The sequence below is a fragment of the Nitrosospira sp. Nl5 genome, from assembly GCF_900102495.1.
Lineage (GTDB): Bacteria > Pseudomonadota > Gammaproteobacteria > Burkholderiales > Nitrosomonadaceae > Nitrosospira.
The window spans coordinates 74,420-89,550 of the sequence record NZ_FMVQ01000010.1 but is presented as its reverse complement, the minus strand read 5'-3'; the positions used below and the strand labels follow the sequence as shown (position 1 = coordinate 89,550).

Here is a 15,131-nt window from a genome sequence, read left to right as displayed (position 1 = left end):
CGCTATGGCCAAGATCTTCCTGAGCCACGCAAGCCAAAACAATCGCGAGGCACTTGCGATGAAGCTATGGCTAGAATCCCAAGGGTGGAAGGACGAGGTATTCCTCGATTTCGATCTGGAAACGGGCATCAAGCTTGGCAAGCGCTGGAAAGATGCCCTGGCGCAAGCCAACAAGCAAAGCCAGGCGCTTCTCTGCCTGACTTCAGCAGATTGGATCAGTTCTTCCGAATGCGTAGCTGAATATCGCACAGCAGAAAACTTTAACGTTCCTATCCTTGTCGCCCAGATCGGTCAATTCGACGTTACCGACAAAACCCGGGAATGGCAGGGTGTTCGTCTTTTTGGCGAAGGTTCGGTCACAGAGATTTCGCTGGGTCCCAAGGAGCCGCCGGTTCATTTTCTTGCTGACGGGTTGGCCCGCATTCGGCTGGGATTGTTGGATGCACGCATATCTGGCACCCTTCCGGAAACATTCCCATGGCCGCCCACCGACACCAGAGAACAGGATCGCGACCCTTATCGCGGCCTGGAGCCTTTGGATGTCATCGATGCAGGGATTTACTTCGGGCGCGACGCCGAAATACTGCAGGGCCTGGCGGAACTCGAGAAGCTGCGGCTTGCGGGGGACACGCCGCTTTTCGTGATCCTCGGTGCCTCCGGCACGGGCAAGTCATCCTTCCTCCGCGCAGGCCTAATCTCAAGATTGGAACGGGATGAGCGGCGTTTCTATCCTTTGACTGTAGTTCGTCCGGAATCCAGCCCCATCTTTGGGGATCGCGGGCTTGCGCAATCTATCCATTATGCCAACCAGGCCTTGGGCCTGACACCAAAGAATTTAGGCGAGATCAAGGCCGAGCTGGGCAAGGGCGCGCAAACGTTTAAGCAAATGCTGCGCCAAATCCAGGATAAAGCGCGTAAGGTACTGGTGGCTTTCCCAAAGGATGCGCCTTCTCCCACGCTGGTGCTGCCGATTGACCAGGCCGAGGAACTCTTCATTACCGAAAATAAGTCTGAGGCAGAGCAATTTTTAAACCTTATTGGCAATGTGCTGCATGCCGATATCCCCTCCGAAGATAGCAAACCCGAAGGTTCGGCACTGTCGCTGATTGTTGCCTTTACCATTCGCTCCGACCGGTATGCGCAGCTGCAAACTGCTAAGCAACTCACAGGGCTCAAAGCCGACTTGTTTGACTCGCTCAAACCCATGCCGTCAACGCAGTTCAAGGAAATTATCGAACGACCAGCCGAGCGGGCAACCCGAGGCGGCCATAGACTGGAGATCAGACAGGATCTGGTAAAAAAGCTGCTGGAAGACTACAAGGATGGTGCGGATACGCTACCCCTGTTAAGCCTCACCCTGTCGCGCCTTTACCGGGACTTCAGCGAAGACGGGGATCTGAAGCTCGATGAGTACGAGACCATGGGAGGACTCGAGAACGTCATCAACAGCGAAATCGAATCCATACTTGATGTCGATCCAGATCGACGGCAGAAGCAGCTTGAGGCGTTGCATGACGCTTTCATTCCCCACCTTGTCACGATCGACTCGGATACGAATCAACCGATTCGTAAAATCGCAAATTTGGCCGGATTTGACTCTGAAAGTTGCAAATTGATTCAAGCGCTCATCAATAAGCGCTTGCTCCTGATTGATAGCCGCGGAGGCCGAGATGTTGTGGAAATCGCGCATGAGAGCCTGCTGAGGCTTTGGAAAACCTTAAAAGATTGGCTTGCTGCAGAAAAAGAAGATCTTAGGACGCTACATACACTTGAGCGCGAAGCCCTTGCCTGGAAAAAAAACAATCGGGGTAACGCGTGGCTTATCAAGAGCGAGCGATTGGCGAATGCTGAGGCACTTTTTGAAAAACCGCGGTACAAGAACCATTTTGGGGAAGTTGCCGCCTTCTTGACCGCATCCCGCCTCGCCGAGAGACTGCAGCAAGAAAAAGAAGAGCGTCAGCGACAGGCTGAAATTGTGGCGGCACAGGAAAAACAAGTGGCAGCAGAAGAGCGCCAGCGCATTACCCAGCAGCTTGCCAAGGCGGAGCAAAGGAAGGCAGAAACTGAGCTGAAAGTTGCAAAGGAACGGGAAGATGCAGCAACAGCGCTGGCAGCCGAGCAAACCCAAGCAGCGCGGAAACTGCTAATAAGCAGACGGTATCTTCAGGGAGGGGTTTTCATCGTACTCGCCGCCCTCCTCGTTACTATTCGAGCATATTTAAATACTGAGGAGCAGCGAACAAAGGCGGTGGTAGCACAAACGCAAACAAATAGTCTCAGGCTGGTTGCTCAAAGTCAGGCCATTGCAAGTGGAGCACAGCTTGGTGGTGACGAGCGTGCCATCCTGCAACTGCTTGCCGCATGGCGCATAACGCCCGCAAGTGAAATAGAATCCGAACTGCTGACTATGCTGATAAGCAAACGAAACTCCCAGAAAATAATAACCACCCAAGAGCAGATTTCAGCTGTCGCCTTTAGCCCCGATGGCAACCGCATTGTCTCCGGCGGTGGGGCTAAGACTTTGCAGCTGTGGGATGCCAACACCGGCCGGCCCATCGGCGAGCCCCTTCGCGGTCATAAGGAGGGAGTAACGAGCGTGGCCTTCAGTCCGGATGGCAGCCGCATCGTCTCGGGCAGTAGTGATAGCACCCTGCGGCTGTGGGATGCCAAAACCGGCCGACCCCTCGGCGAGCCCCTTCGCGGTCATAAGGAGGGAGTAACAAGCGTGGCCTTCAGTCCGGATGGCAGCCGCATCGTCTCGGGCAGTAGTGATAGCACCCTGCGCCTGTGGGATGCCAGGACCGGCCAGCCCGTTGGTAAGCCCTTGCAGGGGCATAAGTTGTGGCTAGTGGCAAGTGTCGCCTTCAGTCCTGACGGTACATACCTGGTATCCGGTAGTTATGACAGGACCCTGCAGTTGTGGAACGCAAGCGCTGGACAGCCCATCGGTAAACCGCTGCATGGACACGAAAATACAGTGGAAAGCGTTGCTTTCAGCCCGGATGGTAGCCGCATCCTCTCGGGCAGTAGTGATAGAACCCTGCGCCTGTGGGATGCTAGGACCGGCCAGCCCGTCGGCGAACCCCTGCGCGGCCACAAGTATACAGTGGAAAGCGTTGCTTTCAGCCCGGATGGCAGCCGCATCGTCTCGGGCAGTAGTGATAGCACCCTGCGCCTGTGGGACGCTAGTAACGGCCGGCCCATCGGCGAGCCCCTGCGCGTGGATAAGAGTGTAGTGTCGAGTGTAGCCTTTAGTCCCGATGGCAGCCGCATCGTCTCCGGCAGCCGGGACGGAACCGTGCGCCTATGGGTCGCTGACATGGGACAACCCATCGGTGAGCCCTTGCATGGGCATGAGGGCTGGGTAACAAGTGTCGCCTTCAGTCGCGATGGGACCCGGATCGTTACAGGCAGTAGTGATGATACGTTACGACAGTGGAATGCCAACACTGGCCAACCCATCGGGGAGCCCCTGCGTAGAAATAGGGATAGGCAAGAGCTAATAAGAGGGGTGCTGGGTGTGGCGCTCAGCTACGACGGCATTATGATCGTCTCTGGAAATGGAGACACGACGCTGCAGCGATGGAATGCTCGGACAGGTCGACCCATCGGCGAGCCTCTGCATGGTCATAAGGGTTCAGTGGAAAGTGTGGCCTTCAGCCCGGATGGTGACCGCATCGTCTCCGGCAGTGGGGATAAGACTTTGCGGCTGTGGGATGCCAAAACCGGCCGACCCATAGGCGAGCCCCTGTGCGGGCATGAGGATAGAGTAATGGACGTGGCCTTCAGTCCGGATGGCAGCCGCATTATCTCGGGCAGTGAGGACAAGACCTTGCGTCTCTGGGACGCCAAAACCGGCAAGCCCATCGGGGAGCCCCTGCGCGGGCAGAGTGCAGTGTGGAGCGTGGCCTTTAGCCCGGATGGCAACCGCATCATCTCGGGCAGTAGTGATAGCACCCTACGGCTGTGGGACGCCAGGAGCGGCTCGCCCATTGGTAAGCCCTTGCAGGGGCATAAGCTTTGGGTGACGAGTGTCGCCTTCAGCCCGGACGGTACCTACCTGGTATCCGGTAGTTATGACAGAACCCTGCAGTTGTGGAATGCAAGCGCTGGACAGCCAATCGGCATACCCATACGCGGGCACGAGAACGAAGCAGTAAACATGGGTGCGGTGCTGAGTGTAGCATTCAGTCCGGATGGTACGCGTATAGCCTCGGGCGGCATGGACAAAATGCTGAGGCTTTGGCCTCGCACAGATATCTGGCCCGATGAGCTGTGTAGAAAACTCATGCGCAACATGAGCTATCAAGAATGGCGCGAATGGGTATCGCCCGACATTCCCTACGTGGAACAATGCCCGGGCCTGCCAGTTCCTCCTGACGACTCGCAACTTTCAGGCATTGGCTCGGCCTTGAAATAATGAATTTGGCACCATAACCTCATTTGCTTTATTGCTTTCAAGCTTCATCGTTCCATCGCACTGATCCGAAAAAAAATTCAAACTAATCACAAAGGGAGTTTCGCCACGAGTATCGTCACCCCAGCATCTGCCAACCACTTCCTGAACAACATAGACCTCCCTGAATCACCCGCAGGTTTCGAGGCCATTGACCGAGGTCCTGTCATCGACTTCGATGCGCAAAAGAATCAGGTAGTGGTGGTGGCCTCAGATATCGTCTCATTCGTTAAAGGCGTCTCGGCGGAGCGGCGGGCAGATATCGTCAACTCCAGTTGCTCGCCCAGCTAGCCGCCAATAAAAAGGTGCCCGACAAGACCCACGTCATCGACTGGTACAACGCCTACTTCGACGTGCTGGAGAATATCGGCTGGGTAATCCAGGACAGGAGGTTTTCCTCCTACAAGGAGCATGCCGACGGCCTGGAAGCGCATGAGGCGATCAAGGTCGCAACTGTCCTTCTGGGACCTGCCCCCACTGCGCTTGCCCTGGTAGTCTCCACCCTGGAAGAATGAAATCAATTGACCCCAACAAGCCTTGGATCACACTCTTCGACCGGGAAAGCAAAACCCGATTACCGTCCGCTTTCAGGTCTCCCTAGTGCAGCCCGGAGATAACGACAATTTTCTCATCACCCTCATGGCCTTCAGCCTGAAGGCCGAAGCGGTACTGACACAGGTGCTCTTCTTCAAAAATCCGCAAGGATTGGGTGGAGCTTGAGAATTGCTCCGGCAAAGTCACGATCAATGAACACGTCCTGCTCAGCAGACGTGACAAGATTAAGGACAAGGTCGTGGACTACACGAACAAATACATGGCCGCCTTGCCGGACCTTTGAAGCATTTCTGCTGTTTAATAAATATGATCTTCATCCCGCGATGTGGCTCACTTTACCGAAAAGCTCAGCTTACTGAAAGCCCCCATGGAAGCCGTCGAATTTCTGGCTGAACTCGCCTTGGCGTTGCGCGAGTATCGCTACGGCGATATTCGTGACCTCACCAATCGCATCGATCCTTTCGGTTTCAACCTCTCGCAGATTAAAAAGACCCTCTCCATAATGCGCCGCAAGCGGCGCTTCGCCGACATGGAGCGTACAGCCGGAATCTTTATCGCCTCAGGCCAAAACGATCCCGTAATCCGACGCGCGCCATCTCGGCCTATATTCTGGACTGGCAGAACCGCAGCGGCGATTACCGTTGGCAGGGAATAAACCTCGCAGCACTTGCTACCCGTGCACGGCGGGACCGCATTGCGCTGACCCATGATCTCGACCCTGCAATCATTGCACAGGAAATCCTGGCGGACATCGATGATAGAGGTGTCAGCGGCATCTGGGACTACGCGACCTCGATGGAGGCGTGTGTAGCGGTGGGGGACAAGGACGAGGCACTCACCTCTGCTGCGAAGTACGTGCGCCATCCGGACGCCGATGCATTCGAGCTGGGAAGCACGCTGCGGCAACTGAAGGAAGTGTGGCAGATGGAAAAGACGCCGTTGGGTGAAGTACTCCTGCCCCCGCTGGAATTTGCCACCCTGCAGAAAGAAGGGGTGACAGTGGAAAAGCCGCTCCAGTCCATGGACGGCGTGAAAACGGAAGGGTTCGAAGCCGTGTGGGGCGACGAGAGCGTTGTTTACCTGCAATGGCTGGACAGCCTGTATGAGCGCTGCAACGCGATTGCCCGCATCAGCAATGGTGTCACGGGCGCCCCAAAGGGGACTGGCTTCCTGGTCGCAGGCGGCCTGCTCAATCCCGCGTGGGCTGGCAAGATCGTGCTGCTCACCAATTCCGACGTCAACAGCGAAGACCCATCAGATCAGGCCCCGCTTCGCCCCGAGCAAGCCGTGGCCGAATTCACGCGGCTTCCCAGGCGACCCAAGGTAAAACTGGCTGGGGTGCTCTATAGCTCGCGGCGCTTTGCACTGGACGTCAGCATACTGGCAATCGATATGCCCGACACCTGCTACACGCTTGCTCCCTGTGCGGACTTACCGACAATAGATCCTGCCAATGTCGCCGATCAGCGCATCTATGTCATCGGGCATCCGAGCGGAGAGGAACTCGCGGTGTCCCTCTACGACAACAGTCTTGCGGAATATGAAAAGCATTTCATTCGCTATCGCAGCCCCACGACTGGCGGCAATTCCGGATCACCCGTCTTCACGCGGCAGCTCGACTCCATTGCGCTGCACCACCGCACCCATCAAGGAAAAGAAGCTCAATGAAGGCATCGTGTTGAACGAGATTCGCATTGCCATCGCAAGTCAGCAGGTCTCCGTAGTCTAATCTGGAATTGACATGTCCAATCTCTTTCTGAGCCGTTCCAGCGAATCGCTGCGGGTCGTCGTGAGCAAATGGAAGATGAATTTCCGGGACATCCCCTATCACGCGGAGAGAAGATCAAGTAATTAACAGTTTGACGGGATACTACTGCTAACGGACCTGGATAGGGCAGAGTTGCTTTTGAGTGGATTCTCTTTCTAAATTTACTGAACATGGGATCCGTTACATTAGCTCGCCGTGGTATATTATTAGTTGATAATGTGGCACTACTTGCACTTTGCTCGGGCACATCTCTGAATGCAACCATTCACGTTCTTTATCAGCTATCGGCGTCAGGACACGGCCCCTATCGCTCTCCTCCTTAAAAACGAAATAGAAAAGAGAATACAGTTCGTTCGGGTGTCGGTGGATGTGGGTGAAATTCGAGGAGGAGAGCATTTCCCCGATCGACTGCGGGCTCTAATTGGCGAGGCCCATGCAACGATCGCTCTTATTGGGAAGAACTGGCTGCCCAGGCGGGAGAACAATACTGTGCCGAGAGGTGATGACTGGGTAATTGCTGAATTAGAGCAGTCTGCTTCACTTCCTATTCTCCACAACGGGGACGACAGATATGGACGTTCGAACCGTTTTATACTCCCGCTCTTTGTCGACTGTGAACGTCGCTTTGATCAGTTTGAGATCCCCGAGGCGATTGGCTATTTAGCAGGCCTTCAAGCCGAGCATATCGATTATGCAAGTTGGCCGACAGAAATTGGTCCATTGATTGATCGTATCGCAGTTAGTCTCGGGTTGAAGAAGCGGCCTGATTCAGACGAATATCCGAAACCTTCTTTTGGTAAGGCGAGAACCCAACCCGTTGGAGATGTAGAGTTAACTTCAATACTGTCGTATGAAGATTACGAAGGTTGGTATGTTGATAACTTTGGCTATGCTGAGGTCCGGTATATCGTTAAAACGTTTAAGTTCCCGCAATTCAATGATGCAGCCGATTTCATGGCGCTTGTGGCCAATCATTGTCGCGTGCTGGATCATCATCCTGAGTGGCGAAACGTCTTTAATCATGTAACGGTATCATTGACAACTTGGGATGCTAGGAGGCGGGTTACCATCTACGATTTAAATTTGGCGTTGTACATGAATAAAGCTGCTAACTATATATCTAAGGCATGAATCGTGGAGGCCAACGATTTGTTATAAGGCGGTGCTCTCATCCAATTTCTAACCCTTGCCTTCCCGAATTCTGGTAGCAAGGCAACTTAAGCTGTTAAATCACTGCAATTCCTATTTATTGCTCAATATTTCAATGGAGAAAGCGTGAAGAATTCCAACGTAAGTGCCGAGAAGCTGAAAACCTTGATACAAGGAATCGGCCCCAAAAAGATTCTCGCGCTGGATGGGGGCGGCATACGAGGAATGATCACCGTTGAAATACTAGGTGAGATTGAAAAGCTGTTACGCAAAAAACTAGGCAAGGATGATAAGTTTCGGCTATCGGACTATTTTGACTTCGTTGCTGGGACTAGCACTGGCGCGATTATCGCAGCCTGCATTTCTGTTGGCATGAAAGTCTCGGAAATCAAGAGTTTCTATGTCGAGAGCGGCAGGGAAATGTTCGACAAGGCATCACTGCTGAAACGCATGCGGTACAGGTATGAAGACGAAAACCTTGCAAACAAGCTGCGCCAAGTCTTCAAGCATCCGCAGACAAAGGAAGAGCTCCTGTTGGGAAGCGATCAGCTAAAAACTGTTCTGATGATGGTCATGCGTAATGCCACTACCGATTCGCCCTGGCCCATCTCTAATAATCCCCATGCCATGTACAACCAGACAGTCCGCAAGGACGGAAGCTTGCGCGATAATTGCAACCTCTACATTCCTCTTTGGCAACTGGTGCGGGCAAGTACAGCCGCACCTGTCTATTTTCCACCGGAAGTCGTGAAACTCGGCAATCAGGAATTTGTGTTTGTCGATGGGGGCATCACCACCTACAACAATCCGGCTTTCCAAGCATTCCTGATGGCAACCATCAAACCTTACGAAATGAACTGGACAACCGGGGAGGATAAAATGCTTATTGTCTCGATTGGAACAGGTACCAGCCCCGGGGCCAATGCCGACCTGGATCCTGATCAGATGAATGTCCTGTACAACGCCAAATCGCTCCCTTCCGCATTGATGGCTGCTGCACTGAACGAGCAAGATTTCCTTTGCCGGGTATTTGGAAAGTGCTTGGTGGGCGATAGTTTGGATCGGGAAGTGGGGGATATGATTGGCGTGTCCGCACCAAGGGGATCGAATAAATTGTTTACTTATCTTCGCTTTAATGCCAACCTGACATCAGAAGGATTGAGAGAGCTAGGACTTCCAGACATCAAGCCCGAAAATGTTCAGAGACTCGATTCCATTGAACATATCGGAGCGCTTCAATCAATTGGGCAGGCGGTCGCAAAAAAAGTTAAACCTGAACAGTTTGAAGGGTTCGTTTGAGCTTTATGCGCGGAAGTCACAGTGCGGCCTTTTCCACGAGCAAGGCATCATGAACGATGAGGAGTACGGCCTTCAGTAAAGCACAATGCGAAAGCCGAATCTTAACGCGGCTCGGATGGCAACCAGAATGAAAATTAATCAGAAGATCATTGTGTCAATCGCCCGCAGAGGCATCGGCTAACTGAAAACGTGGAGTTATCTGAAGTTGGCAGTAGTGACGTGATCCCTAAAAACTGGGGCGGTTCTAAATTAGAGTAAAGTCCCGCATGGCTTTCCCTATTGAAGGAGTTTGAAGTGATGAAGAGATCCCGATTCACCAAGGTGCAGGTGGCATACGACAGGCGGGAAGCCGGCACGCCAGTGATGGAGGTGTGCCGTAGCCTTGGCATATCCGAAGCAACGTTTTATATCTGGAAGAAGAAGTACAGCGACCTGGGTACCAACGAGGTCAGGCGGTTGCGCAGCTTGCGGAAGAGAATGCCCGGTCGAAGCGCGTGTTGGCTGATCTGACGCTGGACAAGACATCCTGCAGGAGGTCATCCGAAAAACGGTTTTGACGCCGACACGCCTTGCGCTCCCGCTGTTGCTCTATATCTTCGAGATGGGCGGTTTTTTTTCTTCCATAGTCATCAGCACGAAGGGCTTTCACTAGGCGCCTGAATGACGCTTCGAATATTGCCTCATCACTTGAGGATTTGGTGAAGTCGGCGGTCACTCGGGATTTGACTTGTTCTGCCTTGCCGCTCCGCCATTTGTCACTAAAAAGATAGCCATCCAAATCAAGAGGGATAAGACTTAGTATCTTATAACCTCGCTGTTTCATAAGTAGGCGTTCCTTCTCAAACACCATATCGATCTCATTGTCAACCCACCAGCTCGTGCGCAAGCTGGACTCGACCATCTGCCCCTTGAAGTCTTCGAATGCCAGATATTGAGTCTGCGTGCGCGGTTAGCCGAAGAGGGGCGTTTCTTTGCCCCCACATATGAAGTTGGAAAATAAGGTCAATAGCGTCTGTAAGCCATTCGCGAGAAAGAAAAATTTCATGCCCACCATCACCTGATGATGCCCACACGGTCTCGCTAGGATTCCGATTCATGATATTATCAATGACAGTGTTGATGGCTTGAAGACGTTGCCCTTGTACCTCAACGCTTGAAAGGCTATGGGCTACGATATCGCAAGAAACAACTCCACAAATATTACTGTCCACAAATACTCCCCTCTTTACACCAGCACAAAGCTTGGGAGTTAGTGTTATGACCCGCCCCTAAAATTAGCACCGGTCTAAATGGAAAATTCCCGCTCCATTGATCCGCTTTGGTTCCAGGGGCCATTCCGAGAGTTAGTTTTCCGCCTTGGTTAAGCCAAGACAGGGCCTGGAAGGCCGACGGACGTACAAATTCAGTCGACGACGGATCGTTGAGAGTCGTGTGAGGCCGACTCTCGTTGTAATCCCGCCGCCAGTCGTCGATGATCACTTTGGCCTCTTCCAGCGTTTCAAGCCAGTGCAAGTTCAGGCACTCATCCCGGAATGATCGATTAAACGTCTCAATGTGGCAATTTTCCGTTGGCTTTCCAAGCCGACTGAAGTCGATCCGTGCCCAGTGGTGGTACGCCCAAAGATCGAGCAGCTGCCCCGAGAATTCAATTCCGTTTCGACAAAAAAATATTGAGGAGGACCCTGGTGCGCGACCAATTGATTTAAGCGACCACCTGTTCGTCTCAACTAGCGCTGGCCCATCTCTATCGCCAGCGCTTGCCTGCTGAAGACATCTACAATCGTCAGGGCGCGAAACTTCATCCCGTTAGCCAGTCGGTAGTCACAAAGTTATACTCCATACTCCATACTCCATACTCCATACTCCATAGCTCGTTAGGTTGGGCCGGCTTTATCTTTGCCTGCCGTGCCATAACCATCTTGCGGCGCCTAGCCGCTACGATTCAAAGGGGGCGATTCAATCAACGCCGCTACCAGCATCCCAGCCGTGGCTTTCTTCAATACCTCACGAATGTGCTCCATAGCGAAATGTTTTTTCTTGGTGCAAAACTACTTTATACAAAAAAAGTTTCGCCGAAAACTAGTATTTTCGCCGGCTAACTGGTTATAAATTAACCCCGTCTGGACGTCTCAGGTTGAGGCAATGCATTGCCCATTCTTCCATTAACCTCCGCCTTTTCTCGATGAGGTCACCCCTACGATACGCCGCTTCAGCTTGATTGGTTATTGTATGCGCAAGTGCCATCTCGCACACATCTCTTGGGAAGCTCGTGCATTCCGATGCCCAGTCGCGAAAAGATGAGCGAAAGCCGTGCACTGTCAGGCCGGTCCTGCCCATCCGCCTGAGCAACTCCAGCATGGCCATATTTGTTAGCGGCTTGTCTTCTTTCTGCCCTGGAAATACATAATCATTCTGCTTGATCCTGTTTAGCGCCTGAACGATCTCCAGTGCTCGCTCGGACAGAGGTACCCGATGTTCTGTGGCGGCTTTCATCCGCGAAGCTGGGATAGTCCAGACTCCCGCTTTCAAATTGAACTCCTCCCATCTTGCACCAATCGTCTCGCCGGTACGGGCTGCTGTCAGAATTAGGAATTCCAGTGCGCGGGCAGCAACGCCTTCCTGGATTTCAAGTGATTCCATGAACTCGCCCATCTGCTTGAAGGGAAGAGCCGGATGATGCTTTACCCTCAGCTTCTTTTTGAGCGAGGGAAGCAGATTCTCCAGATGCCCGCGCCAGCGCGCCGGATTCTCTCCCTCTCGATATCCACTAACTGTGGCCCAATCCACAACTGATTCAATACGGCCGCGCAAGCGGCTTGCCGTCTCAGGCTTTTCCGTCCAGATGGGCTCAAGCACTTTCATGATTAAACCTGTATCCACTTCTTGTACTGATAATGGTCCAATCACCGGCCCACAATAGGTCTTGATCGTGTTTGCCCACTGATCGGCATGTTTTTTGTTTTTCCAGCTGGAACGGTGGGTTTTGATATAGGCGGTGGCACACTCAGAGAAGGTCATCGATCTTGCAACTTCAAGTGATTGCCGGGCATGCTCAGCATCTCGCGCCGAGATAGGGTCGATCTTCTTCAGTAGCGACTGGCGGCAGAGGACGGCAGCGTGACGTGCATCAGCAAGGGACACGGTATGGAATGGCCCCAGCCCCATGTGTCGATTCTTGCCGTTCAAGGTATAGCGGAAGATCCATGACTTCGTACCTGAATCGCTCACCTGGAGATACAGCCCACCGCCATCACAGTAGTAGCCAGCTTCTTTCTTGTTAACCACTTCTTTTACTGATAACCTAGATATACGTCGTCTCATTTCTACCCTCGTTTTTACCTACATTTGAGACCGGGATAGTATGGGACAATCTGAAACACGTCAATACAAAAAATGAAGTGAAAGCTAAGCTGGGTAAGGGTTTACGAGACTTGCTGGGATATGAAAGAACAGCAGTCTGGAGGACTCTCTCTCCGCCAGTAATATCTGTAAGCATTGATTTCGAAGATTTTCGTTAATACCTCCTATTTACAACGTATCCCTGCATTGTTCCACCTCGATTTTTTCAATGTACGCCGCACCTATTCTTCTCCAAATCCACTGGAGTCATGAATCGTACTATTTTGTTTAGCTGATAATTCTGAAAAGAGTTGTTACAGTCTTTCACGCGTTAAATAAAGATGCGGCTCAGATTGACGCTGAGGCATGGTGTAAGCACCCTGGCGAGCAGTGGGGTATTGGAACTTCCCGGACTACCTCCGACTGGTGCAGGAGTAAACGAAAGCCCTTCCTGCTAAAGCACATTCGTCATTTTGTCCTGACCGGCTAGAAGAGCGATTAGTCGCACAGCCGGCCAGACCCGAAATAATCAAAAATATAACGACAAAAATTTTCACATGCATTTTTCATCTCATTATTACAAAGTACGGTAAGCCACGGACATTTGTGCGCAACCCATCTGTCCTGGAGTAGAGACTTGGTCACACAACATGCGTGAAGCTGGGTTAGTCCAGATTCCAACCTTAAAATCAACCTCCTCCCATCTTGCGCGATCGTCTCGCCGCGGCGAGCAACACGCGATAAGATTTATCAGCGCCTTACATCTACCGAGCATTGCCTTCTTCCTCAAGAGATTTTGCATTTCTCTTTTCTGCTGCCCGATATTGCAATAGAGGTAGATCGATCATGCGGATCGAAGTAGCAGGATAATAGCTTTTAAATTCCCCGCCGTTAATCCTGAATATCCGTGAAGCGCCCGATTCGGCGTCCAGAACGAGATTCATGATGTCCTGTGTCTCAATCCAGTAATGAATTAACGTGCCATCGCGGAAATGAATATGTGTATCCAGGATTCGCTCTGCGATCTTGGCCTCGTCATCAAACCCGTCTTCCTTCACGATCTCGTCGAGGATATTCCGCAGGGCCGCCGGGTAGGCGGCCTGGTATTGTTCGTCCAGTCCAAAGAACCGCTCCTCCAAGGCCCGGTAAATTTCTGGCGAGAGTCCTTGGTAGCCATCCCATGTGAGCTCCCAGTCGTCGTTCGGCTGTTCCGCATTATTGTCCAGCAGCCAGACACGCTTCATTGCCTGCATCGCGAATACTAGAAGCCTGTTGTTCAGCGTGGAGACAATAGTCCAGTCACCGCCGCCTTCTTCTTGACGAGCCCGAAGGCATCTTTCGATAAAATTTGCCGTATCTTGAGTGATAGGATACCAGCGCGTTTTCGTTTCATTTGGATAAAGCAAGCCGAGATGCCCCCAGAACCCGCCCATGTGGTCTAGGTAAACGGATTGCCGGTATCCTTTTTCTATCATTTTGGGAAATCTGTCAATTCCCAGTAACTCGTCTACCGAAGTGTTCAGGATCACTGCGAGGTCGCTTAATGCGGCAAGGTTCGGTTCGGCTTTTCCGGTTTCCCACCTGGCTATGGTTTGCTGCGTGACTTTCAGGATCCCTGCAAGTTCCTCTTGCGTTAGATCGAACATAACCCGAAATTCCCGTAGCCGTTTCATGATGGATTCAGATAGTTACTGTTAAGAATAAACACACTTCATGTGTTCTGATACTTGTCCGATGCTACGTAGCATTATGCTAGACACAACAATTACGAGTTTTCTACTCACATCGTGTGTATAGAATGCAGCCTCGCCGTAACATTAGAACGCATATCTGTTCTCGGTTCGATGAAAACTCTTGTTGTTAAAGGATTACGGCTAACGTCCTCCATTAACCCAAAATCCTTACCTGTAAGATTTTACAGCTATTTAAAGTTATCGTTTTGTAGTCTCATAGCTTCTATCAGCAATCATTGTCCACCCCAAAACAGGGCACTGATGATCGCACAGCATGTTTTTTGCGTCATTTCAGCCCACAAGGCTGGTTGCGCGACATCTCCCCTGCATTATTCAGGGAGTTATAGTCAGATCACGTATTACGTTATATCCGAGTAAATGGCTGATCAATACATTGTTTTCATTCTGGATGATCAGCGCTATGCCCTTCACCTGGAGGCTGTAGAGAAAGTAGTGCGTATGGTCCATATCACTCCGCTAGCAAGCGCGCCGGATATCGTACTTGGCGTAGTCAGCCTGCAGGGCCGACTCATCCCGGTCATCAACCTCCGGCAACGTTTTAATCTGCCGGAAAGAGAAATCGCCCTGACTGATCTGCTTATTTTTGCGCATATGGAACGTCGTCCTGTAGCGCTCGTGGCAGACGCCGTAACGGAGGTTGTCGAATGTCTTGAGCATAACCTGATCTCGGCAGAAGAAATTCTTCCGGAACTCAAATATCTGGAAGGCATTATCAAATTTAACGATGGACTGATTCTTATCCACAATCTCGATAAATTCCTTTCCCTGGAAGAAGAAGAGTCCTTGGATTTAGCGCTGGATGCTCCCTGAG

Annotated in this window: 12 protein-coding genes; 8 read left to right on the top strand and 4 right to left on the bottom strand. The window is 52.0% G+C overall.

Features of this window, described 5'->3' with window-relative positions; genetic code table 11:
* Window positions 1-4: 4 nt before the first annotated feature.
* The 7 genes from BLP45_RS10570 to BLP45_RS15120 all read left to right on the top strand — a co-directional run bounded on the left by BLP45_RS10570 (window position 5) and on the right by BLP45_RS15120 (window position 9,737).
* Window positions 5-4,420, top strand: a complete 4,416-nt coding sequence (locus tag BLP45_RS10570) for an nSTAND1 domain-containing NTPase (protein ID WP_090372424.1) — start codon at window positions 5-7, stop codon at window positions 4,418-4,420.
* A 311-nt stretch (window positions 4,421-4,731) separates the two neighbouring features.
* On the top strand, window positions 4,732-4,971 hold the full coding sequence (locus BLP45_RS10565) for a hypothetical protein (protein WP_090372422.1): 240 nt from the start codon (window positions 4,732-4,734) through the stop codon (window positions 4,969-4,971).
* A gap of 407 nt (window positions 4,972-5,378) precedes the next feature.
* On the top strand, window positions 5,379-5,666 hold the full coding sequence (locus tag BLP45_RS10560) for a hypothetical protein (protein WP_090372420.1): 288 nt from the start codon (window positions 5,379-5,381) through the stop codon (window positions 5,664-5,666).
* Window positions 5,667-5,806: 140 nt separating this feature from the next.
* Complete coding sequence (locus BLP45_RS10555) at window positions 5,807-6,679, top strand: S1 family peptidase (protein WP_090372418.1); 873 nt, start codon at window positions 5,807-5,809, stop codon at window positions 6,677-6,679.
* Window positions 6,680-7,034: 355 nt separating this feature from the next.
* The gene (locus tag BLP45_RS10550) at window positions 7,035-7,910 is read left to right on the top strand and encodes a 4a-hydroxytetrahydrobiopterin dehydratase (protein ID WP_090372416.1); all 876 of its coding nucleotides are present in this window, start codon (window positions 7,035-7,037) and stop codon (window positions 7,908-7,910) included.
* A 144-nt stretch (window positions 7,911-8,054) separates the two neighbouring features.
* Window positions 8,055-9,227, top strand: coding sequence for a patatin-like phospholipase family protein (locus tag BLP45_RS10545; protein WP_218117985.1), 1,173 nt, complete (start codon window positions 8,055-8,057; stop codon window positions 9,225-9,227).
* A 297-nt stretch (window positions 9,228-9,524) separates the two neighbouring features.
* Window positions 9,525-9,737: a transposase gene (locus BLP45_RS15120; RefSeq protein WP_090372414.1), complete on the top strand. Its 213-nt coding sequence runs from the start codon at window positions 9,525-9,527 to the stop codon at window positions 9,735-9,737.
* On the opposite strand, the gene BLP45_RS14635 is transcribed toward BLP45_RS15120, so the two are convergent.
* The 4 genes from BLP45_RS14635 to BLP45_RS10525 form a co-directional block, all read right to left on the bottom strand.
* Entirely contained in the window at window positions 9,676-10,050 is a 375-nt protein-coding gene (locus tag BLP45_RS14635) for a hypothetical protein (RefSeq protein WP_176754723.1), read from the bottom strand. The genes BLP45_RS15120 and BLP45_RS14635 overlap by 62 nt on opposite strands.
* A 377-nt stretch (window positions 10,051-10,427) precedes the next feature.
* Entirely contained in the window at window positions 10,428-10,823 is a 396-nt protein-coding gene (locus BLP45_RS15115) for an integrase core domain-containing protein (RefSeq protein WP_371128753.1), read from the bottom strand.
* A gap of 507 nt (window positions 10,824-11,330) precedes the next feature.
* Window positions 11,331-12,548, bottom strand: coding sequence for a tyrosine-type recombinase/integrase (locus tag BLP45_RS10530; RefSeq protein WP_090372411.1), 1,218 nt, complete (start codon window positions 12,546-12,548; stop codon window positions 11,331-11,333).
* A 782-nt stretch (window positions 12,549-13,330) separates the two neighbouring features.
* Window positions 13,331-14,239 (bottom strand): helix-turn-helix transcriptional regulator, encoded by a 909-nt coding sequence (locus BLP45_RS10525; protein WP_090372409.1) that lies wholly within the window; start codon window positions 14,237-14,239, stop codon window positions 13,331-13,333.
* A gap of 438 nt (window positions 14,240-14,677) precedes the next feature.
* Here BLP45_RS10525 and BLP45_RS10520 point away from each other — a divergent pair, with 438 nt between their 5' ends.
* Window positions 14,678-15,130, top strand: coding sequence for a chemotaxis protein CheW (locus BLP45_RS10520; RefSeq protein WP_090372406.1), 453 nt, complete (start codon window positions 14,678-14,680; stop codon window positions 15,128-15,130).
* Window position 15,131 lies beyond the last annotated feature (1 nt).

Coding starts and splice junctions, on each gene's coding strand:
- BLP45_RS10570 (WP_090372424.1), top strand. CDS start 5: ATGGCCAAGATCTTCCTGAGCCACGCAAGCCAAAACAATCGCGAGGCA.
- BLP45_RS10560 (WP_090372420.1), top strand. CDS start 5,379: ATGGAAGCCGTCGAATTTCTGGCTGAACTCGCCTTGGCGTTGCGCGAG.
- BLP45_RS10555 (WP_090372418.1), top strand. CDS start 5,807: ATGGAGGCGTGTGTAGCGGTGGGGGACAAGGACGAGGCACTCACCTCT.
- BLP45_RS10550 (WP_090372416.1), top strand. CDS start 7,035: ATGCAACCATTCACGTTCTTTATCAGCTATCGGCGTCAGGACACGGCC.
- BLP45_RS15120 (WP_090372414.1), top strand. CDS start 9,525: ATGAAGAGATCCCGATTCACCAAGGTGCAGGTGGCATACGACAGGCGG.
- BLP45_RS14635 (WP_176754723.1), bottom strand. CDS start 10,050: ATGAAACAGCGAGGTTATAAGATACTAAGTCTTATCCCTCTTGATTTG.
- BLP45_RS10530 (WP_090372411.1), bottom strand. CDS start 12,548: ATGAGACGACGTATATCTAGGTTATCAGTAAAAGAAGTGGTTAACAAG.
- BLP45_RS10525 (WP_090372409.1), bottom strand. CDS start 14,239: ATGAAACGGCTACGGGAATTTCGGGTTATGTTCGATCTAACGCAAGAG.
- BLP45_RS10520 (WP_090372406.1), top strand. CDS start 14,678: ATGGCTGATCAATACATTGTTTTCATTCTGGATGATCAGCGCTATGCC.